This is a genomic window from Acaryochloris sp. CCMEE 5410 (assembly GCF_000238775.2).
Lineage (GTDB): Bacteria > Cyanobacteriota > Cyanobacteriia > Thermosynechococcales > Thermosynechococcaceae > Acaryochloris.
The window spans coordinates 483,461-509,431 of the sequence record NZ_AFEJ02000001.1; the positions used below are offsets into that span (position 1 = coordinate 483,461).

Annotated in this window: 23 protein-coding genes and 4 pseudogenes; 12 read left to right on the forward strand and 15 right to left on the reverse strand. The window is 47.3% G+C overall.

Annotated features, from left to right (window positions below; all coding sequences use genetic code 11):
* The first annotated feature begins 78 nt into the window (after positions 1-78).
* Both ON05_RS01985 and ON05_RS38335 read left to right on the forward strand, forming a co-directional pair.
* On the forward strand, positions 79-879 hold the full coding sequence (locus tag ON05_RS01985; RefSeq protein ID WP_010479138.1) for an SDR family oxidoreductase: 801 nt from the start codon (positions 79-81) through the stop codon (positions 877-879).
* Between the two features lie 121 nt (positions 880-1,000).
* Positions 1,001-1,540 (forward strand): annotated as a pseudogene (locus ON05_RS38335) (DUF421 domain-containing protein).
* A gap of 78 nt (positions 1,541-1,618) precedes the next feature.
* Here the strand turns inward: ON05_RS38335 and ON05_RS02000 are convergent.
* From ON05_RS02000 to ON05_RS02020, 5 genes are all read right to left on the reverse strand, one after another.
* Positions 1,619-1,978: a hypothetical protein gene (locus ON05_RS02000; protein WP_262561073.1), complete on the reverse strand. Its 360-nt coding sequence runs from the start codon at positions 1,976-1,978 to the stop codon at positions 1,619-1,621.
* A 42-nt stretch (positions 1,979-2,020) separates the two neighbouring features.
* A complete protein-coding gene (locus ON05_RS02005; protein WP_010479142.1) occupies positions 2,021-2,266 on the reverse strand; it encodes a hypothetical protein in 246 nt (81 codons plus the stop codon).
* A 35-nt stretch (positions 2,267-2,301) separates the two neighbouring features.
* Positions 2,302-3,189 (reverse strand): metallophosphoesterase, encoded by an 888-nt coding sequence (locus ON05_RS02010; RefSeq protein WP_010479143.1) that lies wholly within the window; start codon positions 3,187-3,189, stop codon positions 2,302-2,304.
* A 121-nt stretch (positions 3,190-3,310) separates the two neighbouring features.
* Positions 3,311-4,114 carry a hypothetical protein gene (locus ON05_RS02015; RefSeq protein WP_010479146.1) on the reverse strand — a complete coding sequence of 268 codons (804 nt, stop codon included), beginning with the start codon at positions 4,112-4,114 and terminating at the stop codon, positions 3,311-3,313.
* Between the two features lie 108 nt (positions 4,115-4,222).
* A complete protein-coding gene (locus ON05_RS02020) occupies positions 4,223-4,753 on the reverse strand; it encodes a patatin-like phospholipase family protein (protein WP_010479149.1) in 531 nt (176 codons plus the stop codon).
* A 210-nt stretch (positions 4,754-4,963) separates the two neighbouring features.
* On the opposite strand from ON05_RS02020, the gene ON05_RS02025 reads away from it, so the two are divergent.
* Positions 4,964-5,830 (forward strand): HAD family hydrolase, encoded by an 867-nt coding sequence (locus ON05_RS02025; protein WP_010479151.1) that lies wholly within the window; start codon positions 4,964-4,966, stop codon positions 5,828-5,830.
* A 118-nt stretch (positions 5,831-5,948) separates the two neighbouring features.
* Here the strand turns inward: ON05_RS02025 and ON05_RS02030 are convergent, their stop codons facing one another.
* Positions 5,949-6,110 carry a hypothetical protein gene (locus ON05_RS02030; RefSeq protein WP_010479153.1) on the reverse strand — a complete coding sequence of 54 codons (162 nt, stop codon included), beginning with the start codon at positions 6,108-6,110 and terminating at the stop codon, positions 5,949-5,951.
* A gap of 227 nt (positions 6,111-6,337) precedes the next feature.
* On the opposite strand from ON05_RS02030, the pseudogene ON05_RS02035 reads away from it, so the two are divergent.
* A pseudogene (locus ON05_RS02035) lies at positions 6,338-7,428 on the forward strand (ISAs1 family transposase).
* Positions 7,429-7,548: 120 nt separating this feature from the next.
* Here the strand turns inward: ON05_RS02035 and ON05_RS02040 are convergent.
* The gene (locus tag ON05_RS02040; RefSeq protein WP_262561074.1) at positions 7,549-8,217 is read right to left on the reverse strand and encodes a hypothetical protein; all 669 of its coding nucleotides are present in this window, start codon (positions 8,215-8,217) and stop codon (positions 7,549-7,551) included.
* A gap of 670 nt (positions 8,218-8,887) precedes the next feature.
* On the opposite strand from ON05_RS02040, the gene ON05_RS02045 reads away from it, so the two are divergent.
* Positions 8,888-9,349: a PleD family two-component system response regulator gene (locus tag ON05_RS02045; protein WP_010481747.1), complete on the forward strand. Its 462-nt coding sequence runs from the start codon at positions 8,888-8,890 to the stop codon at positions 9,347-9,349.
* Positions 9,350-9,454: 105 nt separating this feature from the next.
* On the opposite strand, the gene ON05_RS02050 is transcribed toward ON05_RS02045, so the two are convergent.
* From ON05_RS02050 to ON05_RS02060, 3 genes and pseudogenes are all read right to left on the reverse strand, one after another.
* Positions 9,455-9,697 carry a DUF1816 domain-containing protein gene (locus ON05_RS02050; protein WP_236619193.1) on the reverse strand — a complete coding sequence of 81 codons (243 nt, stop codon included), beginning with the start codon at positions 9,695-9,697 and terminating at the stop codon, positions 9,455-9,457.
* A gap of 51 nt (positions 9,698-9,748) precedes the next feature.
* Positions 9,749-10,429, reverse strand: a complete 681-nt coding sequence (locus ON05_RS02055; protein ID WP_010481751.1) for a manganese catalase family protein — start codon at positions 10,427-10,429, stop codon at positions 9,749-9,751.
* A gap of 166 nt (positions 10,430-10,595) precedes the next feature.
* Positions 10,596-10,808: pseudogene (locus ON05_RS02060) on the reverse strand (short-chain dehydrogenase); the annotation flags it as partial.
* 763 nt (positions 10,809-11,571) lie between these two features.
* Here ON05_RS02060 and ON05_RS02065 point away from each other — a divergent pair.
* Entirely contained in the window at positions 11,572-12,084 is a 513-nt protein-coding gene (locus tag ON05_RS02065) for a hypothetical protein (RefSeq protein WP_010481756.1), read from the forward strand.
* 295 nt (positions 12,085-12,379) lie between these two features.
* On the opposite strand, the gene ON05_RS02070 is transcribed toward ON05_RS02065, so the two are convergent.
* The 4 genes from ON05_RS02070 to ON05_RS02085 all read right to left on the reverse strand — a co-directional run bounded on the left by ON05_RS02070 (position 12,380) and on the right by ON05_RS02085 (position 14,886).
* Complete coding sequence (locus tag ON05_RS02070; protein ID WP_010481759.1) at positions 12,380-12,931, reverse strand: hypothetical protein; 552 nt, start codon at positions 12,929-12,931, stop codon at positions 12,380-12,382.
* A 103-nt stretch (positions 12,932-13,034) separates the two neighbouring features.
* A complete protein-coding gene (locus tag ON05_RS02075) occupies positions 13,035-13,493 on the reverse strand; it encodes a hypothetical protein (protein ID WP_236619194.1) in 459 nt (152 codons plus the stop codon).
* Positions 13,494-13,535: 42 nt separating this feature from the next.
* Positions 13,536-14,123: a type 1 glutamine amidotransferase domain-containing protein gene (locus ON05_RS02080; protein WP_236619195.1), complete on the reverse strand. Its 588-nt coding sequence runs from the start codon at positions 14,121-14,123 to the stop codon at positions 13,536-13,538.
* A gap of 493 nt (positions 14,124-14,616) precedes the next feature.
* The gene (locus ON05_RS02085; RefSeq protein ID WP_010481761.1) at positions 14,617-14,886 is read right to left on the reverse strand and encodes a GlsB/YeaQ/YmgE family stress response membrane protein; all 270 of its coding nucleotides are present in this window, start codon (positions 14,884-14,886) and stop codon (positions 14,617-14,619) included.
* Between the two features lie 218 nt (positions 14,887-15,104).
* On the opposite strand from ON05_RS02085, the pseudogene ON05_RS02090 reads away from it, so the two are divergent.
* Positions 15,105-16,169: pseudogene (locus ON05_RS02090) on the forward strand (ISKra4 family transposase).
* Between the two features lie 37 nt (positions 16,170-16,206).
* Here the strand turns inward: ON05_RS02090 and ON05_RS02095 are convergent.
* Positions 16,207-17,550, reverse strand: coding sequence for a hypothetical protein (locus ON05_RS02095; protein ID WP_010479319.1), 1,344 nt, complete (start codon positions 17,548-17,550; stop codon positions 16,207-16,209).
* Positions 17,551-17,824: 274 nt separating this feature from the next.
* Between ON05_RS02095 and ON05_RS02100 the strand changes: the two genes are divergently transcribed.
* From ON05_RS02100 to ON05_RS02120, 5 genes are all read left to right on the forward strand, one after another.
* Complete coding sequence (locus ON05_RS02100; RefSeq protein WP_010479321.1) at positions 17,825-18,049, forward strand: YqaE/Pmp3 family membrane protein; 225 nt, start codon at positions 17,825-17,827, stop codon at positions 18,047-18,049.
* Between the two features lie 545 nt (positions 18,050-18,594).
* Positions 18,595-18,774: a DUF6335 family protein gene (locus ON05_RS02105; protein WP_029315583.1), complete on the forward strand. Its 180-nt coding sequence runs from the start codon at positions 18,595-18,597 to the stop codon at positions 18,772-18,774.
* Positions 18,775-18,875: 101 nt separating this feature from the next.
* On the forward strand, positions 18,876-19,688 hold the full coding sequence (locus tag ON05_RS02110) for a DUF1206 domain-containing protein (RefSeq protein ID WP_010479322.1): 813 nt from the start codon (positions 18,876-18,878) through the stop codon (positions 19,686-19,688).
* Between the two features lie 111 nt (positions 19,689-19,799).
* Positions 19,800-24,323 carry a chemotaxis protein CheB gene (locus tag ON05_RS02115; RefSeq protein ID WP_029315585.1) on the forward strand — a complete coding sequence of 1,508 codons (4,524 nt, stop codon included), beginning with the start codon at positions 19,800-19,802 and terminating at the stop codon, positions 24,321-24,323.
* A gap of 192 nt (positions 24,324-24,515) precedes the next feature.
* The gene (locus ON05_RS02120; RefSeq protein ID WP_029315586.1) at positions 24,516-25,970 is read left to right on the forward strand and encodes an ATPase domain-containing protein; all 1,455 of its coding nucleotides are present in this window, start codon (positions 24,516-24,518) and stop codon (positions 25,968-25,970) included.
* The last annotated feature ends 1 nt before the right edge of the window (position 25,971 follow it).

Genomic DNA, 25,971 nt, shown 5'->3' on the forward strand with positions numbered 1-25,971 from the left:
CTTGAGGAAGAGGTAGAGAAGTAGGGAGTTGGTTACTCTCATGATGGAAGTTTTGTGACACCCTTTTAGGATATTGGTATGCAACCCTTACAAGATCAAGTCGCTCTAGTCACTGGAGGCAGCTCAGGAATCGGTGCTGGTGTAGCCAAATGCTTGGCTCAGGCGGGGGCAAAGGTTGTGGTTAACTACTCCAGTAGTGCAGAAGGAGCTCAACAAGTCGTCAGAGAAATTGAATCAGAAGGGGGGACTGCGATCTCAGTTCAAGCTGATGTGAGTCAAGCTGATCGGGTTCAACATCTGTTTCAACAATTATTCGATGTGTTTGGCACAATCGATATTCTCGTTAATAATGCTGGCTTGCAAAAGGACGCAGCTTTTGTGGATATGACCCTTGATGACTGGAATAAGGTGATTAGCGTTAATCTCACGGGCCAGTTTCTTTGCTCCCAGCAGGCTGTAAAGGAGTTTTTGCGTCGAGGTATTGTCCCTGAACGCTCCTGTGCTGCTGGTAAAATCATCTGTATGAGTTCCGTTCATGAGGTCATCCCTTGGGCTGGCCGCTGTAACTATGCAGCTTCCAAAGGAGGCGTTATGTTGCTGATGCAAAGCATGGCTCAGGAACTTGCTCCCCAAAAAATCCGCATCAATAGCATTGGTCCGGGTGCCATTCAAACCCCAATCAATCGATCCGCTTGGGAAACACCATACGCAAAGGCCAAGTTATTGAATTTGATTCCCTATAATCGTATCGGTGTTGTCGAAGATATTGGTAAGGCAGCGGTATGGTTGGCCTCAGATGAATCGGATTATGTGACGGGCACCACCTTATATGTTGATGGGGGAATGACCCTCTATCCAGGCTTTGCTACAGGCGGATAGAAATACTATAGACATCAATTTCCTTCGCATTAGCACGCTTTTCTGATTTTTAGGAATACCTTTTTAAGTCTTGTCGAGTCCGTTGGACGCTTCCACACTTATCTGTTGCTCTACGACTCTCATGTTTAATCATCTCAGTTTTGTGATTGAAACGCTAACTGTTGGTAGTCTTGCTTACATTGGTATTATCATTTTGCTGCGAGTGTCCGGCAAGCGCACCTTATCCAAATGGAATTCCTTTGATTTCGTAGTTACAATTGCCTTCGGCTCGATTTTAGGGGGCGTATTGTTATCTAGCAAGACTTCTTTAGTCCAAGGTCTTACAGGATTTGCACTGCTTGTATTTCTTCAGGCTGGACTAACTTGGATCGCTGCTCGCGCTTCTATGATTTAAAAGTTGATTAAAGCAGAGCCTGCTTTATTGGTTTACCAAGGTAAGCTGCAAACCAAAACTCTGAAGCAAGAGCGAGTTGCTGAAGGAGAAGTTTTAGCGGCGCTGCGTTCCAAGGGGATTGCTGCATTAGAGGACGCAGGAGCAGTTATTTTAGAAACTGATGGTAGCTTTAGCGTGATCAAGGATTTGGGCAGTGGTTCTGCTTCTGCCCTCCGAGATGTGAAAGAGTATGGCCGAGTTTCAGCTATAGCAAAGTATTCAAACTAGAAAGTTTGTTCGGTTGCCAACCTAAGTTGTGTCTGATATTAGAGATGTTGTGTGTGCTGCTCAAACCTTCACTTCGCTCTATTTACTAGATATCCTGCTGAGACCCCCATTCCCGCGCCAAAAGAGTAGCCAAGAGATAGCTATCACCCAACTGATCATGAGTAGAGCTAGGAAGCGCTCATAAGCTCCGTCCCAGGCTGTTGGAACAAAGAAAAAGATGGGAGAAAGAATGGCCCAAGCGATTCCTATTCCTAAACTGAAGGTAAACCACCGAGGATGGACGTTGCGCAGCCCAAAGGCTAACAGAATCGGTATCAGCGTGAAGAGAATACCAAGGGCATATACGCAGTAAATGTGAATGGCCGCTCCACTGATATCCGCTCGACCTGCGTATTTATTGTGTTCAGAGATTAAGAGAACATCAATACCTAGGAGCATCAGCATTGCCGTTCCTACTTTCCATTTGGCTTTACCCAACCGCTAAGCGTAGAGTGCGATCGCACAAGCAATCAGACCAGCAGCAAATAGATCTAACCCTGAATCCTGGATCCAGGCTGCTTTGCCAATGGCAAGACTGCTGATCGTTTCACTAATTGGGTTATGTTTTTGAACAACAATCGTGCCAATAATGTCCGTTAGTAGTGCAGCAAAGCAGCCTACTAATCCAACAAAACCGCAAATCAGCGATAGCTTAGAGCTTTGCCGCTGACGGTACTTCAAGGTCATTTTGATACCTCACGGCTAGTCGTTGTAAAAAAAATTCAGGAGGACTTTAGCGTGAAAATGGTAACTTCTGGGGGGCAAAAGATTCGAATGGGGATATTGCTCATACCAATACCCGTATTGACATACAGATTATTGCCCAGGTTGCCATAGCCCTTGGCCCAACCGTCAGCATACACTTTGTCCTTTTGCACGAACCTAAGCCATGACCACTGAGGCAAGCCTGGAATGCGCATCTGTCCACCGTGAGTGTGGCCAGCAACGGCTAACGGCGCTGAGTTTGCAGGAAAAAACTCAAAGGTGTCTGGATTATGCATCAGAGCCACAGTTGGGCGATTAGTCGGTATTCCCTTTAGGGCTGCGTCAACATCAGCTTGGTTGGCCCACAGCGAGTTTACCGCCGCTAAAATAAGGGTATCGTTGCTATCGGGTAGCTGCATCTCGATGGACTCGTTTTCGAGGACAACAATTCCGGCAGTTTCCAACTCTGTTGCCAAACGGCTAGCCAGCTTTATTCGAGGTTCAGCCGTCTTGCTACTCATACCATAGTCGTGATTTCCCAAAACAGCGTAGGTGGGAATGCCTGCTTCGACCAGTGGTCGCACAATGCCGACAACCTCTTCAATCTCGGCAGCAGGGTCGGGGTTCGCATGATAGATAAAGTCGCCGCTTATGAGAACAGCGGCGGGTTGAATTTCAACTAACGTCTTAACGCCGCGACGGGCCGTTCCAGGATTATCGGCCCACATTCCGATCTGAAAATCAGAAAGCTGTCCAATTTTTTGTCCTTCCCATGCCTTCGGCAAATTAGGGATAATCGCTGTCTCTTCTTCGAGATTAAGGACATGGGGTTCGACCAACCCCCACGCCACCAATAACCCTAAGAGTCCCAGTCCCCCCAGCAAGAACCACTTCAATCTTTTCATGATGTTCGTCCCAAATCAGATGGGAGCCTACTCTATCACTCAGCACAACAATCTCAGCGAGTGAGGCTCCCGCATAATCGCTGAGAATATTCATGATATGCCGCCAATGCGTTTCTGACGCTTACTGAGCAGTGGGGTAGAGGGAATCAGCCACAAAAACAGGCTTATCAGAGTACTCTGCTTCTAGTTTCTGTTTGACGTCTAAATCCCAAGTTAAGTCATAGTCCCGTTCAAATTCAGTCAGGATAAACTTGCGGAGCTTGCCAGTTACCGTGACCCTTTCACCATCAAGTGCCTCAGTGACTGGCGTATTGATCACCAGCAGATCCGTTGCCCCAAAGAGCTGCTCTTCATCTAGCGTGAAAGAAGTACTGTCGATGATATCTTCAACTTCACCTTCAACTGCGATCGCAAGATCATAAAACTTTTCTGGATTTTGGGTAATCTCGCCTGGGTCAGGCGCCAGTGCCAGAGAATTTGCTAAGAGAGCAGGCTGAGTTTCGTACTCAGCATAGATTTCTGGGTCGAGATCAAGATCATAATCTCGTTCAACATCAACTAGCACAAAATTTTGGACCTTTCCAGTGGCTTGGATGCCGATATCCTCATCTGCGGGCAATACAAAGGGCTTACCTGAGGTATTAATCACTAAAATTTCTTCATCACTGTTGTCCAGCGTAAAGGAACTCTCCCCCACCTTCTTTTTGACTTCACTTCTCACCGTGACGGATTGACCTTCCACCTTTTCTGTTTGCTCAGCCACCTCTTCAGTGGTCACATTGCTGTCAGCATTAGGATTGGCTTGTTCTGATTCAGATGTACAGGCGGTCATTACGGTTGTCAACAGAAGTAGAGACATCACAATACCGCGTTTGCCTATCAGTCGCCTCCAAGCGATGTGGTGATCAGAATTATGGATAGCCATATAAGACTCCTTCTTAGTAACTAGCACATCGACCCCCTACGCCCAATCTGGAAGCAGTAATGTACAGTTTTGCTACTGAAACAGTAGGGGACAATGCAAAAACCTTAGTCAATGGGTGACCAGGGACATGCAGGTTACTCTAACGAATGAATTGCGCCATTCACCTCTACCTAAGGTCTTAAAAAAGAGTCCTAGAGTGACCTCATTAGTTATCTGTAGCGTTGGTGTCGTCGCAAAAAGATAACACTTGCTGTAGCTCAAACCGCGATCAATGCAAACTGCTTGCTGAGTGCTGAGGTTTGTGGCAACACAGCAGAATGGAACTTGTGTGTCTTCTATCTGGTGTTCTAGAAGATGGTCTGCTAGTAAGCCGTAGACTTTATCACCATCTAAGAGTCCCTGCCTGGGAAAGACAAAGTCTAGAAATGAGACAATCTTTTTCCAGTCAAGATGGTAGATATATTCTTCTAGCGCATCAAGTTCACCAACGGCATAGAAAGCACCCACTACTGCGCCAATACTGGTACCAGCTACGTAGTGAATTTCAATACTTGCTTCTTCCAAGGCTCTGAGGGCGCCAATATGTGCCCAACCTCTCGCGCCGCCACTACCCAGGGCAAGGCCAACTGTTTGTGGCATATTTAGAATCCTTTGTGTTAAAGAATGTACTTGACCTCAAATGATCAAGATAGAACGTCCCTCTAGCATAAGCAATAACGCTAAAGCCTTAGGGGACCACAGCTTCTGTGGACAAAATTGTATGCCTGAGGTTAGATGTAAAACGTCGAGTCTTTGTCTTAAGCTGCTGGCTAAGAAAATCATCTACTACTACCTTTTACCTCAAAAGCTATGACGCAAGCGACTCAGCCCGTTGCCAATCGAATTGCGATCGCCTTCGACTTTGACGAAACCCTAGTCCCCAACAGTTACGATGCCTTTCTAGAATACCTGGGCTATGATGTGAGTCAATTTCGGCAAGCGCGATACGAACCCTTAAAAGAGCAAGGCTGGGACGGTATTCCAGCTCGATTTCACACCCTAGTTCAAGCGTCGCAAGAACGTCCAGACGGTCAAAAAATCACCAGAGAGACGCTAAAAGCATTTGGTCAGCAGTTACAGCCTTTTCCGGGCGTCACCGACATGTTTGGAAGGCTGCGTCAGCAGGCCCAGGCCATTGTGCCAGACATTGACGTTGAATTTTATCTCATTACCAGTGGCTTCGTTGAAATTGCGCGTCATAGTGCGATCGCTCCCTATTTCAAGGCCATGTGGGGCTGTGAATTCCACTATTCAGATATAGGAGAGGTTCAATGTCTGAAGTGCTCGGTCACCCATGCAGAAAAGACACGCTATCTCAACTATCTTTCCAAAGGCATCGAAAATCACACCCAAGATGACCTGCTCTTTGTTTACCAAGATGTTCCTGAAGAAAAACTCCATGTCCCCTTTAGCCAAGTGATCTACGTAGGAGATGGCACCTCTGATTTGCCCTGTTTTGAACTACTGAATCGAACGGGTGGCATTGCGATCGGGGTTTTTGCGAAAGGAACTGCTGCTGACTGGAGCCAAGAGTATCAGGTCAGTCGCAGCCAACGAGTCACCAATCTCGCTCTGGCTGACTATAGCGAAGGGGCTGAGCTAATGCAGTCTCTGACGCTAGCCGTTGAGAGCATTAGCAAGAAAGTGGCGTTGTTGCAGTTCGGCCATGGCGAGTAGCTTGCAATGATGGCTTGCGGTATTCATCTTTTAGGACCGCCAGGATTGATGATTTTGATCCACTCCCACGGCTGTTAGCGAAGCTCCTCCTTTAGAGGCAGCTCGTGGGATTCGGGACTCAAGCAGCAATTGCCGTCTGAGACGGTCTAACATCGCCTACTCCCAGAGACAGAGATCCTGCCTCTTTAATATTGTTTGCTGCATTGCCATCGCGGTCATTGACCGCCTGACAACTCGGCCAGCGCCAACGCCGCACATCTAATGGCAACGACCGCAGCACATGCTTGCTCCTGTGCTGACTAGAGTTTGATTGAGGTGTGAGGGTTCGATGCTGTCTTAATTGTTCATACTCTGCGAATGTAGTTCAGTGGTAGAACGGCTAGTTTCCCAAGCTGAATGCGTCGGTTTGAGTCCAATCATCTGCTTCTAGGGACATCCAGTCAGGGTTGTTTTACGTTCCTCCTAGAAAAAATAGGATGGTTCTACTGACCAACAGTAGAGAGACCGATGAGCCATCTAATTGATACTTTGAAGCAAGTCCCGGATTTCCGCAGTGCCCATGGCCGTACTCATCCGTTATGGCTTCTGTTGCTGTTGATGGTGATGGGTATGCTTGCTGGATACCAGGGATATCGCCCCTTAGAAACCTTTACGAGCGATTATCGCCAGCCTTTAAGTGAGCTATTGGGACTTGAGAGCCTTGAAGTTCCGTCTCACTGTACCTTTCGTCGAGTGATGAAGGGGCTTGACTTCCAAGCGTTGAGCCACCAATTTGAAGCATGGATGCTCTCGAAAGCCCAGACTCACTCTCCCGATAATTATGCAGCCTCCATTGATGGCAAACGGATTCGTCAGGGGCTTACAGATGCCAAGGGGAAGCAGCGTTTTGTGGGCTTGGTGAGTTTATTTGCGGTGGAAGCAGGCATCACCCTCAAGCTCGAAGCCCTCACTCAGGAGGATAATAGCGAAATCAAAGTCGTGCAGGCACTGTTGGAAACCCTTCAACTCGATGGCTTACTGATTACCATGGATGCCTTACACGCCCAAAAAAACACTTGAGAAGATTGTGGCCTCGGGTAATGACTATCTCGTGGCGGTCAAATCCAACCAGGGAAGACTTTACGACCACCTCCAGACTTACTTTGAGTGTCTTAAACCCATGGCTGAGCACATCCACTCCGCCCAAAGTAGAGGACGAGATGAACATCGGTGTATACAGGTTTATGAGCCTGTCGGCATAGCCCTACAAGAATGGACAGCAATTCGCTCTGTGCTTTGTGTCCAACGATGGGGCACAAAGCAAAGGAAAGGAGTATCACAACACGGCCTATTACATCAGTTCAGCTGCCACCTCACCCCAGCATTGGCAATCTCTGGTCCGAGAACATTGGGGCATTGAAAATCGGTTGCATTGGCCGAAGGATGTTGTTTTTGGGGAAGATGATTATCGACTCGAAGATGAACAAGCACTACTCAATCGGTCAGTGCTTAGAACTATTGGGATTAATATCCTGCGGCTAAACGACTATCAATCCCTCAAAACCGCGATGACTAAGCTTGCTAATCGGGTCGATATTATTTTTTCGCTGCTAACTTAAAACAGCCCTGGACATCCAGTTACCCGTCAGCGGAGGACGATTCAGTGAGCGCTCTCCAAAGTTCAAGGAGCAATCGCTGATCTCGTTGTTCTCTTTTGGCTATCGCTGTTCCCAACTGGGCTAGCTTATCCTCAAAATGTTGCCAACGTTTTCTACTTTTTCAGTGAAAAAGGCAGGTTCATTTTTTGCCCGCTGATACCAGGCTTTGGCATCTTCTAGGTACTCTGTCACCTCTTGCTCATAGCGATCGCCATAGCGATCCACTAAATAGGCTTGCACCACCGCTAACTGAGACTTTAACTGAGCATATCGCTTGCGCATCAAGGTCATCTCCTCTGTATCTTGGAGCTTGTCAAGAGCGGATTGAATTGCCGATTTGATCGAAGATGACTGATCTGGCTGGGATTCTTGAATTTGGTTGAGAGAGGACCTAATTTCTGTCTGTAATTGAGCTTCTTCGGCATCAATTTGAGCCTCCAGGCGTCTAATTTTATCCTGAGACTGAGAAATATTTAATCGTTTGGACATTTCAATTGCCTCTACAGCCCCTGCGATCGCATCCTCGACTTCTGTCTGAGCAGCCTCTTTTTGCTCTGCAAACGCCGCGATAACAGCAGATAGGACTTCTCTGACCACGGGGGCAATTTCACTTGCGCCAGCTTGTAATTCGGCCTGCGATTGAGAGAGTGCAGATTGCACAATAACTTTTATACGCTCCGCTCTCAGTTCTCCTTGCGAACGAGCGTGGCTGAGATCAGCCTGAATTTGATCTTTGAGGGATTGAGACATGAGTTAGCCTCCAGATTCGATAGGGGAACGAGAGACCATCAGCTCAACCCGAAGGTGAAGGGAAGTTGTGAACCTTGAATTATCCATTCAGCGGTTTGCCTATTTGCAGGTCTTTTTGTTGATCTAGGGGGCCAGTACCTGAAAATACTGATGGCGTCTTGAATAATCCTAAACAGAGAAATGATCGTTTAACCTCTGCCATAGGGAATAACTCTTTGCTAGTGCTGTTTCAAAGGATGGTTTACGGCCAGCCTAGCAGTGGAGCCTGAATTGCACCTGGGGCCGTCGGCAGCAGCAAAATCGTGGACAACAAAATGGTACGTCCCCGATATACTTCTTCTAGTGATTGGTGCCACCTAAAAGATGCATGAATAGAGGGATTTTGGGTCTTCAGCACCAGCCTGACCGCCCGAACAATGATCGCTTTCTAAGCTTATTAAGATTGTTGAGCTAAATACAGCTTGCTCATCAACACCGTTATATTATTGCGATTAAGATACATATAGCTTTATTCACTTGCACATTTTCTCAGCATTTGCCCAGGAAGTAAGTCAACTGAGTAATACGAAGGTGAACCAAACTGTTTCAGGTGCAATTGAGTACCTCCCCTGTAAGCATATTTCGTTTCCCTCTCCATAGAGAAACCTCTACTCTTACTGGTCTGAAACTCATGATTGTCAATTCCTTAAAGCTCGCTAATTGCCAGAGTAGTAATAGGAGCAAGGGCAATTCTTCTTTCTATCCTCCCTCTATTTTGGTCATTGAAGATGATCGGGATAATCTTATTCTTCTATACCATTTCCTGAGATCCAGTCATTTCGACGTGTTTTTAGCCTCAGATGCTTTAACGGGCCTTAAGCTTGCTACCGCACATCCGCCCGATCTTATTCTCTTAGATATTATGATGCCGAAAATGAGTGGGTATGAGTTGCTCCGCCACCTTCGCCAGAATTTTAAGTTGATGTCTATTCCTGTGATTGCTGTGACTGGCATGAGCACGGAAGCAGAACACAGAGACATCCTGCAGGCGGGTTGTGCTGACTATATCTGCAAACCTTTTTTGCTGGATCAATTACAAGCTGCCATTCAGAACCAGTTGACTGGGATTGCCCCCAGAGTTGCGATTAACTGAACAGTAGGACCTGGTGGTTTTCTAGAGTCAGCGTTTCATGTACCCATCAATTGCCCCTCAACAACAGATCATTGTCCTGTATCTGTAGGCTGGCTGTGGTAACGTTTACCAGCAAACCGTGAGTTGGGAGGGCTGGCAACGTTTGATAGTGACGGTCATTTTCTTGGGCTTTTCGGCTTCTAGATCTTCAACATATCCAGGTAAAGCAGCCTGGGCCTCTTGACAGGTTAAGAATGGACCAAAGAAATAGATACAATCTGGCGTCAGAGTCTTAACTTCAATCCACCAGGCTAAGCCTGTGAGATTAACCAGTTCAGTTATATAAATCCAAAGATTCATTGGCATCATTTTTGGACCCAGGATACTGTCAAATTTGCAATGCGACGATTTCGGACACCACTAATGGAGAGGGTTCTCCACATATTTAAAGTCAGGTTCAGAATTCCAAGGTCCCCGTTGATCGCCTTCTCCTTGAGATAGGTTGTAGTAGAGATCCACCGTTTCGTCCGGTTGAATATCACCGAAGAATGGATCGGTGAGTTTGCCTAGGGAGTCGAGGGCATTCATAAACATCTTCGTGTGAGAAATTTCACGAGTTAGTAGATGGACTAGGGTTTCTTTGGTGCCTGCATCAGGAGCCATCCGAATAAGGCTTTCGTAGGTTTGCCGAGCACCTGCTTCCGCAGCAATATTGGCCCGCAAATCTCGCACGACATCTCCTCCCTCGTTGAGATAGGTCGCGGTCCAAGCTGAACCTTGAGAGTCTAGAAAGTGAGGTCCCTGTCCTCGCACGGCAAAGAGGGTGCTTTTGTAGGCTTCGGTCTGATCGACTTTTTTCGTATGGATTTCAATCAGTTTGCCGATCATTTCTAGATGGCTAAACTCTTCTACTGCGATATCTTGAAGCATATCTTTAATGCCTTGGTCTTCAACGTGAAAAGATTGTACCCAGTACTGCAAGGCAGCCGATAGCTCTCCAGTGGCCCCACCAAATTGCTCAAGTAAGAGTTGTGCAAATCGAGGATCGGGTTCATCCACTTCAACGGTTTTGTTGATTAGCTCTTTTGTGTGAAAAAACATCGTTCGTTTAAGATCTCCTGAAAGTAGATTTGTTTTACCAAAGCAACAGTTTTGCTGATGGTTAGTGGAATGCTGATGGTTAGAAATCCCTAGGAAGAAGGACAGCGCTGCGGAGTTAGGCATTCACCACGACGCCGCCGTTGGGATGCAAAACCTGGCCCGCCATAATGGCCACATCCGCCCCTTCTTTGGCGTAGTAAACAGCAACAGAGCGGCCAATCCCACTATCTCCACCCGTGATCAGCGCTACCTTATCTTTCAGCTTGTTGCCGCCTTGATAATCTGGGTCATCGTATTTAGGTCTGGGCGTCATTTCTGATTCAAGGGCCGGTTGCCTGTCTTGGGTCTGTGGTGGAATTTGATCCAGTGCAATTGCCATTGCCTAATCTCCAATGGGGCTCAAAGTGTTGCTAACATTTAGGGCCAGTTTGGGTAGAGCGACCAAACAGTCTTGTCCTACCTCAACCAACAAAGCTATGTTCTCCTTCCCCGTCAGAACGGGGCCAGGATTGGAAAGGAGCTGCGCCTGTCTCAAAAGCCTAGGGTTGGCAGGGATGCACCAGTGAGTCGCATTAATCTGGACTTGACTCAATCCAAGGAGACCACGGGTTTCAATCCAGGCGGGGCTCAGTATCGCTGCCTCACACTCAATTCCTGCCTCACAACGTTCTACTCGGTAGATTGGGTGGACTTACCCCATCCTTTATCCTGAACATTGCATTGAGCAGCGAGAAGTGAAATATCTGGTTATTGGCATCAATATCTGATAATTATTAGACCAGGCTTGCCAGGGTTGAGGCATCAACCCTTTGACTGATCCAAGAAACGCACTTTTTCTTCCCTAAGGTGCAGTTTTTGAAAACACTCGCCCGTCCTAAGTGAGAAGACGAGTAGGGACCAAATACAGTATTAATCTTTCAAGCAACTGCAAATTCGAAGACCTTGGCGTTTGAATGAAACATGGCAGTATGCAACACTACTGTCCCTGCGACTGTATGAGTTTTCTTCTCAGCCAAGTCTGCCAAGATTGCTGCAGTTCAGCGCTAGAGAAAGAGTGAAACCTGCCAACCTTCTTGAAATTCTACTGACAGGCTTTTGCTCACATCTGAGTGATTCCTAATCCTTTTTATGAGGTATATCTAATGAGTCAAAAAATCTTCAGTCCTGGAGAAATCGTTGAAGACAGCGGGCTGTATCCCGTTGTCGGCCCTGAAGGTGGAGACAAGGGATACGAGGTGACTGTTGTTAAGGGTGAACCTTTTCCGCCGTTGCCTGAAAAAGGATGGGGCTTTGGTAAGCCTCGATTGACTAAGACAACTGCCAGTAGCTCAAGTAAAGAGGTGATTGTGTATTCGCCATCCGAAGATCCAAAACATCCGTCCGTTCATGAAGGAAAGCCAGCATTAGTTCCGTCTAGCGCTCTACCTGGCGAGCGTCCTATTCTTATTGGAACTCGGCAAATCAGCAGTTTTAATCGTTTACCTCAGCATCGCCCTGTCTTTCAAAGCAACCTGAATATTGTCGCCATGTACGGTAACCGACCAGTAATTCGTTTGCCATCGACCCTCACCCCTTCCTCGTCATTGCCAGGAAACCGTCCTATTTCAGGGAAAAAAACTACATCAGACGGGAACTTGATGGGCTACCTAGATTAGAAGTTTGCGTCACAAACTTACATTGAATGAAAATTCAGGTTATGCAAGCTGCCTTATGTACTCATAGTATCTTCCTTTTTCTATAGCCAATTAATTACTAAGCCCCGCGAAGCAATTCTTGAACCAATATGGAAAGACCGCTGTCTCTGGTAACACGCAGTTAGGTGAAATCGTCTCACCTGACTACGGGTTACAAGCCATTGCAAGAGAGAACAAACGATTGGATGTCACCACTTCACTCCGACAATCGTCTCCATCATTTTGTTGTTTTGGTAAACTTCGTAGTTGTGACCTATCACGGATTACTCGTAGGCTGCGGGGATTCAGAAGACTGCTGATTCGAGGGTGGGGGCGCTTGAGTCGAAGTCTTGGGTTGGGGCTGGACATTATTGAATGACGCTTCCAGTGCTTTGATCTGAGTCGTTGTTTGTTGGAGTTGGGCCTGAAGTTGTGTCAATGTTTTTTGATTGGATTGCAAGGTATCTGTTAAGTTACCGGGAATATTCTGACTAAGATCGTTTACTTGTTTTTCGAGTTGCTCAACCTGGCTGAAAATAGCCGAATCAACACTATCGGTCTTCCGCTGCTCTTCTTTTTCTAAAGTTTGCAAACTAATTGCTAGCCAGACAAATCCGCCAGTCATTAGTAAAATAAGTCCTACTACCAACCCCACAAGGGTGGTAGTACGACCTCGCAGTTGCTGAATGTCAGAATTGAGCCTAGTATTATCAACTCTAATGTCCTGAATCGTCCGACTCAATTCCGCGTTAGTAGCAGGATTTGATGATTCTAGGGACGGCTCGTTAAAACTAGGATCAGAACTAGAAGGATACGGCAAATTGCTCATTGCTAGGACCTCTTCACTTATTTCTTAATTGAATGTAAGATGCATCACCAGCGGCATCGGAAAAAATCAATTGATCATTAATCTTCGATGGAATCATAGATAGTCATCCCATCGCTATAGTGCTGGGTAAGGGAGGTTTCACTGCATTTCCCTTGATAGCTCGATAAAGTTCGCCTACTCGCTCGACATGGTACAGGAGATTATTGCTGATTTGCTTGAATAGCTCAGTGGTCTGTGGATCGGTCAATCGAAGGTCGAGTCCGTGGGCATCCACAGCTCCTGTTTGCAGATCCCCTAGGGTCCTTCGTATCAGTGATTCATTGTCACTAGATTGAAGCCAGCTTTGCAGAGAGGCAAGCGGCTCACCACCCATTGTCTGCCAGGTAATGGCTTCACCAAAATTCCTTAATCGATTTTCCAGTAACTCGATGTGGCGGTGCTTCGTAGCGATTGCTTCTTGCAAAAGTGTTCTAAATTCAGCATTCGTTGCTTGTTCTTTGTACTTCTGGAATGCAGCTAAGGTATAGCGTTCTCCTACAATAGCTGTGTTCAGCGCATTCAAAATGTCTTGCTTGCTAGAGCCTTGCCACAACGCACCTAGTTCTCACCAGGGATAAGTGCGATCTGTGATAACTGGCAATGGCTTGTCTGGAATGGCTAGTCCCATCGCCTGCAATAACATCGTAGTAAACATCGGCAGGTCGCTTGGACAACGTGCTGTGATCAAATTGCCGTCTATCACTACTGGTTCGTCGAAATAGTGTCCCCCCGCGTTGATGAGATCTTTGCGAATGGCTTGGTAGCCCGTGAGCCGCCTATTCTGAATCAAGTCTGCTTCTATTAGAATTTGAGGACCATGGCAGACTGCAGCTACTATTTTTCCTGAATTTACTGCATCAGCAACGAAGCGAATGGTTTGGGGATTGGTGCGAATCTTGTCTGGAGCGCCGCCACCTGGAATAACAATAGCCTCAAAATCACCTGCCCTCATTTCTGCAGTTGTAGCATCTGGCTTTTTCGAGATGTCACCTTTCGCGCCTCGGTACTCGTCATTCATCCGTGTTCCTAGAACAGTCACATCGGCTCTAGCTTGCAGCAAAGCAGTGTAGGGGACTTGGAACTCTAAATCTTCGAATTGGTCTTCTAGTAAAAAGGCGACCCGAGTGATAGTAGGATCCTGCATTTGAACCATGGCGTTCCCTCCTTCAGATTTCTAGGAAATTGACTCTGTTAGACAAACCTTCTGGGAGCTGAAAATCTCAAAAGATCCTAAGCAGTTACCTGATAGATGGTTGATGGCGTTGTGAAAATCGACTTAGGGTAGGTGATGGCTGATGTTGTAAAGTCTTGATTCGCCAAATCAAGTGTAAATTTATCGGCCATAGCCTTGACGAATTAAATTTGAAGCTTCGCTGTAGTTGCACTCTGACATGTGAAGGGGGTTGATAACCCTCACTTATTTAGCGATCGCAACAGCAATACCAGACCCTCGAGAGGCTATTTGAAAAGTCCTTAAAAAATCTGACCAGGGCTGGTTTTCAATGGCTTTAGCTAAAAGACTAAAACCTATTCCAGGTCAATCTTCCTATATGACTTTCCAAGCAGCCCCTGACTACAGGCCGTACAGTCAAGTTTTTTCGGCTGAAAATACTATATCCTCTTCAACTTGTACTAAGTTCTTGACACTAGACGGTACGACGGGTCAGTAGTCCCCACAGAAATATGGCGATAATTGAACCAATTACAGCGACGATCACGCCTGGGATACTGAGAGAGGCCCCTACCAAACTCAAACTTCCCGTCTGAATGAGGCTGAAGAGACTCCCGCCAATAAAGGCACCTACGATCCCAAGAAGCATGGTGGCAAGGATGCCGCCACCTTGATGACCTGGATAAATCGCTTTACCAATTGCACCTGCAATTAAACCCAATACGATCCAAGCGATAATGTTCATAACGTAGCTTCTCCTTTTTTATTTTGAAACATCTATTTCGGCGTCCCAATAAAATCAAGTTTCAAAAGACATTAGATATTGACTATATCGGGAGTTTCTAATACCCCCTTTTGTTTAGAATAGGCGTCTAGCTAGCCGTTCTACATCGGGAGCATGTCACCTTTGCAGATTGTTTTGAAATCGTTCAGGATACAAGTGTTGCCCAGAAGTCTTCATCAATGAACTCCGAAAAAGCAGCTCAACTCAAAGTCCATCTTGATGCGATAGCCCAATTACTGTACGAAGAAAGCGATCCAGAGAACCTGAAGACGCTAGAAGGTATTGAGATGACGGTGCGTCAGCAAATTCAGACCCATGTCAGTCCCGAACTCGGTCATTTTTTATCCGCACAGCTACTGGCACAGCAGCAGGCCGCAACCGACGCCTGAAAAGCACCTTGGGCGTTCTAAGCATTACAACTCAACAGGCACAGCATCTAGCCGTTTCCCCTATCGTCAAATCAGTCCTCATTTAGAGAATTGTTGCTTGCGCATCAGTGCCAATGTCTCCTATGCTCAAACTGCTAAAGATGTGGCTTATTTAACTGGGATTCAGGTACCAGCCAAAACCCAGCAGCGATTGGTGCATCAACAACGGTTTCCTACCCCCCAGGCTCATGAAGCTTTAACCGAAGTGAGTGTAGATGGTGGCAAAGTGCGCATCCGCACCCCTTTAGGACACCCTTGTCAGTGGAAAGACTATAAAACCCTGGCAACGCATGTGGGACTCATCGCGGATTATCACAATAATGCCCGGCTCATTGACTGGACTCACCAGCAACCGTTAGCCTCTCCACTGACTTGTTTAGGGGATGGTCATGATGGCATTTGGAATATCATTCGTCAGCTGAGCATACCTGAGCAACGGCGAGAGATTCTGGACTGGTACCATCTGGTGGAAAATCTTCATAAGGTCGGTGGGTCCCTCAAACGTCTGCACCAGGCTGAGCAGCTCTTATGGCAGGGGAAGGTTGATGAAACCTTGGCTCTATTTGAGTCATTGAAGAAAAGCAGGCCCAAGTCTTTTGCAACTATGTTCGCAAACATCGGCATCGGATCGTCAATTATGACTATTACCAGAGTGAGCAAATCTGCTCTATTGGGTCTGGGGCTGTTGAATCTGCTATCAAGCAGATTAGTCGCAGAGTCAAAATTTCAGGGGCGCAGTGGAATGAAAGTAATGTCCCGCAAGTGCTGGCACATCGGTGTGCTTACCTCAATGGCTTAATTGGAATGCAAAGGTGACATGCTCCCTTCTACATCCGCTAAAAGGTATAGATTTCTAGCCAAAACCAACCTTTTTTTGGGGCTTTCCTTTACCTTTAGACTTAGAGGATTGTGAGCGGTTGACCTCAAGTAATGCCTCTTGGAACAAATTATGAAGGTGGACTGGAACGCTAGCCGTTTCAGGAAGATCAGGCTTCTCGGGATGTCCGAAATTGATGAGAATGGTTGCCAGGTCTTCCTTCAGGCTCAAGCGGGGAAGGTCCAGAGTGTTTTGGAGCATTTTTTCCAATGGCGATGGATATTTCTGAGCCAGTTGATGCCAAACGAATGGCTTGATCTCAAGATTTTTTAGACATTGCTGCACCAGTGCATCTGAATCAGGTATTGAAGTCTGATTGCCTGCCTCTAAAGCGTCAATAAGCGGTTGATAGGTCGCAACCATCACCTGTCCCCACCGAGGATGGGTCAGCACAGTCACTTGGGCTGCACTTTTAAGATGCTTTGGCAGTTCTGTGGTGGGTTGCATCATTTTTGAGACACTTTGTTTTGCTAACAGGCGAGAGGTGGTTTTCTCATCCACTCCCATCGCAGCAGCCGTCTCTACCATTTCTTCTCTCGTTACTCCGGCTTCATCTGCTAGCTCGCCGATTGATTTCTCACCATCTAAATCTAAAGCTGCAAGCTTCTGTTGAGTCATATGGGCTTGAAAGTCAGCAAGTTCTTTTTCTAGCTGATGCCCAGTCAGGGTAATTTCATGGCTACCAAAGTAATCGACGAATGCTTGATGGTAGCTTTCTACAGATTGCCAAGCTTCTTCTAAGAGATCGGGAGCATCACCATACAAATAATTCTTATGGTATTTCTTGAAATTGCCAATCGCGACAGCTAATTTGGGCTTTCCTAACTTCCCTAAGAAAATGGAGGGGCCTGAGAGCATCCAATTCTTGCCCAAGGGCAAAAGGCGAGTCAGAACAATCTCTCCTGTTTTCAGACGAGCAATGTTGCGATCCTGAGGTTCTTTAGGGATCAAAACCTTGTATTGCTTCTCCGTCAACCAGTTCATCAATACCAGATGCTCCAGTGCTCTCTCCCGAACAGCGAAAAGGCCGACAAACCCTTGAGACCATCTCGATACCAAAGCTTGATCTTCCAAAGACAAATTAGGTCGATTCTCTAGGAAATAGTCAAGGATTGATTGATCGCCAACAGTGCCCTCTGTAGCAAATGAATCAATCACCAATTCAGTTTTCTGATTGCCTTGGTAGGATGAATCAACAAGTTGAGCAAGTTGGGCAGCACTATATTCTTCCAAGGCTACAGCAATCTCGCCTTCAGCATCGAAGGTAAAGTCCAACAGATCTTGCTTTAGACGTTGTGCTTTTTCTAAAGTTAGGGTCACGATAACACGTTCTACCAGCTACCTCATCCTGGCGTTGCCTGAACCGACGTTTGCCGCATCTCCAAGTCTTCGCCATTCTGCCAGGCTGAGAATAAAATCGATCCCTAAATTAGATGAGCAAGGATGTAACTTGCATCTGCCCTAAGGATAGTTATCCAGTCGAATGACATCGGCCAAAAGGAATAGCTGCACCGCAGGGAACCCATTAAAGGATTACTCCAAGTTGGGAAAGTCAGTCTCCAGATAGATGGACCATTCAGAAGAGTTAAGCACAATGGATTTAGGAAGAAATCAGTCCTTAACCCTCAACCTACGCAAAATCATGAGTCCCATACAGCTAGCCTTGGCAATTATTTTGCCCCCTGTCAGTATCTTTTTCGACGAAGGGTTCAGCGTCACGCTAATTATCAATACCCTACTAACGCTTATAGCCTGGATCCCAGGTTCGATCCATGCAGTTTGGGTTTTATCCAAACGGGCACAGCAAGCTAGTACCTGACCCCATGTAGTAGTCCCATCAAATGATCAGACCAGTCTCTAAAAATGGATGCTTGGCCTTAAACAAGTTCTAAAAGCTCAAAATGGAATTTTGGTTGCACTAAAGAGACCTCAGATTTTTGAAAAAAGCCTAGGCTTCAGTGGTTTCTATATACTTTGTAATTCTTCAGTTCACTCGGTTAATTATCTTACTCCAGTTCTCTGTATACACAAGCCATTGAGTTTGCAAATTCTCAGAGTTAAAAACTAGTAATGGATGTAGAGAGATGCCTATCCCTACTGACTGTCCGAGATGTGGCAATCCCCGTTTAACAGAAAAGAAGCTTTTGTACTACATCAATCTTTTCTGTCAAAAATGTGGCTGGTCAGAAGATTATTCTTACCCAAATGAGTTAACAGAACAATCGACTATTGAGCATCAATTTGCGAAAACGGCCAATAGACGTTTTTAGTTCTTTCTTTCGGAAGATGTGATGTCTTTCCAAAGTGATTAAGGTATGTGGAAGGACATCTACCGTTTCAAAGATATCAGAGGTGAGTGGCACGATGAGTGAATCAACTAAGGCAAATGCTACAGACTTAAACGGTGCTTCCGCAGGTCATATAGAACCTGTGCCGGAACAGAATAGTATTGATGAAATTGCAGCTAAAGCAGGCGTTGAGGTGCCCGAGGAAGAACCTCTACATATCAAGGAGACTTTGGAACAGCGCGACCAGCAGCGCTAGCAACATGGAGTCAATCTTCGGACAAGGCAGTCAGAGCAACCAAAAAGTTGATTGTCCCCACTCCCAATTGAAATTAACTACACAGAAATTCTAGGGTCCTGATGAAGAATAGTGTTGCATCGTGGATTGTCCTCCTGGCTCGTCTGGGCTACGCAGCAAAAGGAATCGTTTACGTCACGGTCGGTCTTTTGGCCACGCTAACCGTGTTTAACATGGGTGGTGAAACAACTAGCTCGAGCGGCGCACTGCAAGCGATTGCTCAACAGCCCTTCGGGCAGATATTACTGGGTATCGTAGTGGTAGGACTGACCGGTTACGTGCTCTGGCGCTTTATCCAAGCCATTAAGGATCCCGAACATAGAAGGAGCGATGATGCGAAAGGGGTTTTTAGACGGTTAGGCTACGCCATCAATGGCCTGGTCTACGGGGGGATTGCGCTTACAGCCCTACAACTCCTGATGGGCACGGGCGGTGATCAAGGCAGCAACGATTCCACACAAGTCTGGACTGCAAAGGTCATGTCTCAACCCTTTGGACCCTGGATGGTAGGCACAGGGGGAGCGTTTATGATTGGTCTGGGTTTTTATTATTGCTATCGAGCCTTTGCCACGAAATTTCGTGAAAAGCTGAAGTTATACGAGATGAGTCGCACCGAAGAGCTATGGGCGACGCGCGTGGGCGTCCTAGGAATTTTAGCTCGGGCGGTCGTTTTTATCATCATTGGCAGCTTCCTGATTCAAGCAGCACACCAGGCGGATCCGAGTAAGGCCCGCTCTTCTGAAGGGGTGCTCCAGGTGTTGCAACAGAACCAACCCTTTGGCTCTGTCTTGTTAGCGTTCATCGCGATTGGTTTATTCGCTTATGGGCTTCATATGTTGGTTCAGGCTCGATATCGCCGTATTGAACCTACATAGATCTTGGTTCGATGGGCATGGTTCAACCAGTTACAAATATTTCAGAAGGTAGATACCCACCTATCCTCCTTATACCTACAATGAACCTGGTGTCACGCTTAGATGGTGGAGATGTCCAAACTAGCAACAAATTCAGAGCATTTCTTTATTGTTGGTATTGGTGCCTCTGCTGGAGGAGTGCAAGCTCTCGAAGAGTTCTTCGGCCATCTGCCGGACGATCCTAATGCAGCTTTTATCGTCGTTCAGCACCTTTCTCCCCATCATCGGAGCATGATGACTGAGATTTTGCAGCGGCAAACAGCGATGCCAGTTCAAGAGGCTGAAAACGGCATGATGGTAAGCCCCAGCCATGTCTACGTGCTGCCGCCACGGAAGAAACTGAGTTTAGATGGGCAGAAACTTTGTCTGCGAGATCAACCGGAGTCCATTAGTTACCCTATCAATGAGTTTTTGCGATCGCTAGCCCAAAACTGGGGTGAACGCACCATTGCCATCTTGCTTTCTGGCACAGGAAGCGACGGTACAGAAGGGATTCAGGCCATTAGCCGAGCAGGCGGTGTGGCTTTGGTTCAGTCCCCGGAAACCGCCCAATTCACAAGTATGCCCACCAGCGCGATTCCGTCAGGATTGGTGGACGAAATTTTGTCCCCCCAGGATCTGGCACAAACAGTATTTGAATTGATTCGGTTTTCGGATAACTTTCCATCCACCTCACCCGAAGAAGCCAGCCTAATTGACCCCGATCAACTCCAGCAGATACTTGACATCCTGGCAGAGCGGGAGGAAATCGACTTTTCTCACTACAAAATCAGTACCCTCAGCCGACGCATCCACCATCGCTGTGCGCTGATTCGGTGCAGTAACCTAGAAAGCTACATTCGGCTCCTTAGTAGTTCGGAAGAGGAGCAAAAACTGCTGCGGCAAGATTTGTTGATTGGTGCAACTCGATTCTTTCGTGATCCAGATGCCTGGTCTTTCCTAGAAACAGAGGTACTACCCCAGTTAATTGAGGGACTACAGCCCCAACAGCAGTTACGGGTTTGGGTTTCAGCCTGCGCTACGGGTGAAGAGGCCTACTCCATGGCCATCCTAATTGACGAAGCGATTAGCCGTGCTAATAAGCCTGTACAGGTTAAAATTTTTGCCACTGACTTAGATGCTAATGCCCTGGAGGTTGCTGCACGAGGAGCCTATCCCTATAGCATCGCTAGCGATATCTCCCCGGAACGACTGGAGCGTTATTTTTTTCGTGAGGGAGAGGCCTACCAGGTACGGCGGTCGCTTCGGGAGATGTTGATTATTGCCCCCCATGATCTCACTAAAAATGCTGGATTCTCCAAGATGAATTTGGTGAGTTGCCGAAATGTTTTGATCTATATGCAGCCCCAACTCCAGCAACAGGTACTGCATCTTCTTCATTTTGCCCTAGCACCTCAAGGCGTCTTATTTTTGGGTAGCTCAGAAAATTTGAGCGATCTGACAGAGGAGTTTGTCCCCCTCCAACCTAAGTGGAAGCTGTTTCGCAAACGGCGAGACGTACAGCTCTCGTTGATGCCGATGACCCGGCAAGTCGTTGTCTCCCCTTTATCATCTACGGGCCGAGCTAAAGCGCGCCAGCAACAGCTGGACCTCATTTTAGAAGATGCCTTCGAGTGCTGCTTGCCCGACCGTCAGCTCACCTGTTTGCTGGTCAATCGCAGCAACCAACTTCTGCGGATATTCTACAACACAGCTCATTTACTGGACTTCCCTGTGGGCGAAACGTTATTGGATGTAACCAATATTGTCCCTCCAGGGCTAAAACTACCCCTGAGTACAGCACTGCATCGAGCCAGAAGTGATCGTCAGGCTGTTCTCTACACGGGGATTAAGCTTGAGCGAGAAGGCCAAGAACAAAATGTCACTTTGCGGGTCAGGCACAATCATAATAATCCTGTGATGGAGGACTATCTCGTGGTCGTTCTAGAGGTAGAGACTCTAACAGCCGCTACCCCTGTAGCCTTGCGATTTGATGTAGATACTGAAGCCGCTCAGCAAATCACGGAACTGGAATATGAGCTCCAGCAGACCCGTGAAAATCTCCAGGTGACAATTGAGGAGCTGGAAACCACGAACGAAGAGCAGCAGGCTACGAACGAAGAACTGCTGGCCTCCAACGAAGAACTTCAGAGTACCAATGAGGAACTACAATCCGTCAACGAAGAGCTGTACACCGTCAATGCCGAGTATCAATCCAAAATCCAAGAACTGACCCAGCTCAATAGTGACATCAATAATCTGCTCCGCAGCACCAATATTGGCGTGGTTTTTCTGGACAGTCGGCTTAATATTCGCAAGTTTACCCCTGCAGCCACAGCGGCCATCAATATCAGACCCGCTGATGTAGGACGCCCCCTCGCTGATATCACAAATAACTTAAATTGTGAGGATCTCCTCACCCTATTACGGCAAGTGATGCAGGAAAGCCAAGACCTGGAGCGTGAAGTTACGCTTAAAACAACTGGCGATCACCTACTGATGCGTGTTAACCCCTACCTCCAAGATGATGGTAGCAACGATGGGGTGGTCCTTACCTTTGTCAGAATTAGTGAACTCAAGCGGTTCCAAGAGCAACTTCGGCAGACCAACAATATTCTGGAAAAGCTGTATGCCAATAGTCCAGCTGGTCTTGGCCTCCTCGATCATGAATTTCGGTATTTGCGTCTTAATCAAGCGCTAGCAGACATCAATGGCATTGCGATCGCAGATCATCTGGGTAAAACTGTCCAAGAAATCTTGCCGAACATGGCCCAACAGATTGAGCCGATCCTGCATCAAGTCCTAGAGACAGGTGAACCCGCCTGTGATGTCGAGATTAGGGGGCGGACAGCCACAGAGCCTGATCTGGAGCGATGTTGGTGTACCAACTTCTATGCCGTTGATCTAGCCAACGGAACTCAAGGAATCGGAGTCGTGATTACCGAAATTACTGAGCGCATTCAGGCGGAGGAGGCACTGCGGCAGAGCGAGGCCAAATTGATGGCTGCGCAACAACTAACCCAAGTGGGCAGTTGGGAGCTAACAGTGACCAATGACCTGGATTTGGAGGCAGCGCGAGCGGAATGGTCGCCAGAGCTCTTTCATCTATGTGGGTTTGCTCCCGACCAGGAGGTGCCCAGCTTTGCCAAAATTTTGGATTGCTGTGCTTCAGCAGACCAAGCTCAGCTTCGGCAAGCTCTAGAGATCTTAATTACTAGAGGAACAGACTATAGTCTTGATCTCCAATTTCAACGTCCAGATGGAGAGCAACGCTTTCTGCACATGCTAGGACGCGCTGTACAGGATTCAGAGGGACAGGTGACTCAAATGTACGGAGCCATGATGGACGTTACCGACCACAAACAGTATGAAGCCGACCTTATCCGTAAAAATCAAGCCCTAGAGGACGCCATTGCCGTGGCCCAAGCTGCGGATTCAGCCAACCAAGCCAAAAATCTGTTTTTGGCAAATATGAGTCACGAGATTCGGACCCCACTCAATTCCGTTTTGGGATTCGGAGAGCTTTTGCTTCAGACCCCGTTGAACCCTAAGCAGAAAACACTTCTGCAAACGCTCCGCCGCAACAGTGAAAGACTTCTCATAATTGTCAACGATATTTTGGATCTATCTAAACTAGAGGCTAGTGAACTCCGTTTAGAGAGCCGTTTATTTCACCTCCCTGAAACGATAACAGAGTTGACCCATACCTTTACTCCCCTGGCAGAAGCAAAAGGATTATCCCTGAAGGTTGAGATGGCTCCCGAGGTTCCCCAACATCTGATGGGAGATGACTTCCGACTCCAGCAAATTCTGAGCAATCTGATTAGCAATGCCATTAAGTTTACGGTAGAAGGACAGGTAACCCTGACCATTACTCAGATTTCCGCTGAGCCAACGACACCAGAACAGAGGACAACTACTCTTCACTTTGTGGTGCAAGATACCGGGATTGGCATTGCTGAGCAGGTGCAGGATCAGCTGTTTCAACCCTTTACCCAAGGAGATCTGTCCACTGTGCGACAATATGGCGGCACAGGACTAGGATTAACGATTTGCCGCCGCATTGTGCAGTTGATGGGAGGAGAGATCGGGTTCGAAAGTGCGCTAGGTCAAGGATCGACGTTCTGGGTAAGGGTTAGTTTTGAGCAGGCAGAGGCAGCGCCGACGCTTGAGCTGAGCCAAGCGAGTCCTCCTAAATCCAGGTCTAGTTCGGTATCCAATCGATCCGTAAAGCTACTCGTTGTAGAAGACAATATCGACAACCGCGACCTGCTGATTATGATGCTAGAGGGATTAGGCTATTCCTCACCCGATTGGGCAGCCAACGGTCAGCAGGCCCTCGAACGGCTGGCTGAACAGGATTACGATCTGGTTTTTATGGATTGTCAAATGCCAGTGATGGATGGTTATCAAGCCACTCAACAAATTCGCCAGCAGGAAGCCAACACGTCGAGGCAAACGCTAATAGTAGGGTTGACAGCCAGCGCTATGATGAGCGATCGCAACCAATGTTTATCCGTCGGTATGGATGACTACCTCAGTAAGCCTCTACTCCTCAACGACTTGGCCCAAATGTTGGAGCAATGGTTGCCAAAGGCTGGTTCTCCAGAACCGTAACTTTGGCAGCATCGAATTCTCTCTCAAGAGGCTCATATGGTTGCAATCATGATGGCTACCATGAACCGCTAAAAAGTTGGTTATTGTTCCTAATCCTTTGTCTAAATGGCCACCCAGTAAGGTCTTCGGAGACTTAATCAAACCATGCTATTCTTTGACTGATTAGTGGCCTGGTTCAATTGCGGAAGTACAATGCCTACAAGAATTTCGACGTGTGTTAGAGGCTTAGATGATATCCTGCAAAATGGGTTCATCTCCGGGCAAGCCTATCTACTGAGGGGTGGGACAGGGACGGGCAAGACTACACTAGGGATGCATTATCTGAGGGCAGGTGTTGCCCAACATGAGCCAACGCTACTGATTACTCTGGGAGAGCCAGAACAACGGCTGCGCCGCAATGCAGCCAACATAGGCATCGACCTAGAAGGTATCTCGGTCCTTGATCTCACTCCTTCGAAGGAATACTTTGCCGAGAACCTTACCTACGACATCTTTTCGCCAGCAGACGTGGAACGTGAACCGACAACTCAGCGAATTATGGAAGAGGTCCATCGCATCCAACCTCAGCGCGTCTTTATTGACTCGATGACTCAGTTTCGCTATCTAGCGACTGATAAATTTCAGTTTCATAAGCAAGTGCTTTCATTTATTCGCTTCTTGACCGACCAAGGTTGTACCGTCCTACTAACGTCAGAGAGTACTGCCAGCGATGCAGATGATGATCTTCAGTTCCTCTGCGATGGCGTGATTGACTTGGCATACAACCGGTCGGATGATACGCGAGCGCTTGAGATCGCTAAGTTTCGTGGCTCAGATTTTCGGGGTGGGACCCATGCTTTCCGTCTGACGAACAAAGGGATGTCCGTCTTCCCCAGATTGCGACCAGAAAGCTTTGCAAATGAGTTTGTATCCGAATCGATTTCCTCTGGAGTCCCAGAAATCGATGAGCTGCTGCACGGCGGCATTGAGCGCGGCACCATCACTGTAGTGAGTGGTTCTTCAGGCGTCGGCAAGACCACCTTTGGTCTCCAGTTTATGAAAGAAGCAGCCGGTCGTGGAGAACGTTCTGTAGTCTATTCTTTTGAAGAGAATATAGAAACAATGCTGCATCGGTGTGAGGGGGTCAATATCCCAGTAGCAGCGATGCTAAAGCAAGGTACCCTATCAGCAGTTCAAGTAGAGGCGCTGTTACTCAGTCCTGATGAATTTGCCCAACAGGTGCGCCAGGAAGTCGAACAGCACCAAGCTCGAATTGTCATGCTTGACAGTATCTCTGGCTATCAGCTTTCGATTCGAGGGGGCGAGCTGATTAAACGAATACATGCGCTGTGCCGCTATTTGCAGAATATGGGTGTGACGGTCATCCTCATCAATGAAACAGAATCGATTACGGGCGAATTTAAAGCGACTGGCATGGGAATCAGCTACCTAGCTGATAATATAATCTTTCTGAGACATCTAGAAGTGCGCGGTGAATTACATAAAGCGATTGGCGTTCTGAAAAAGCGCTTATCAGGGTATGAAAACACGCTGCGAGAATTTGAAATCACTCGCTACGGATTAAAGGTCGGCCCACCTCTAACCAAATTGCGTCGGATTCTCAGCGGTATACCGGACTGGGTTAATGAGCCACCGCAGGAATGCTAGA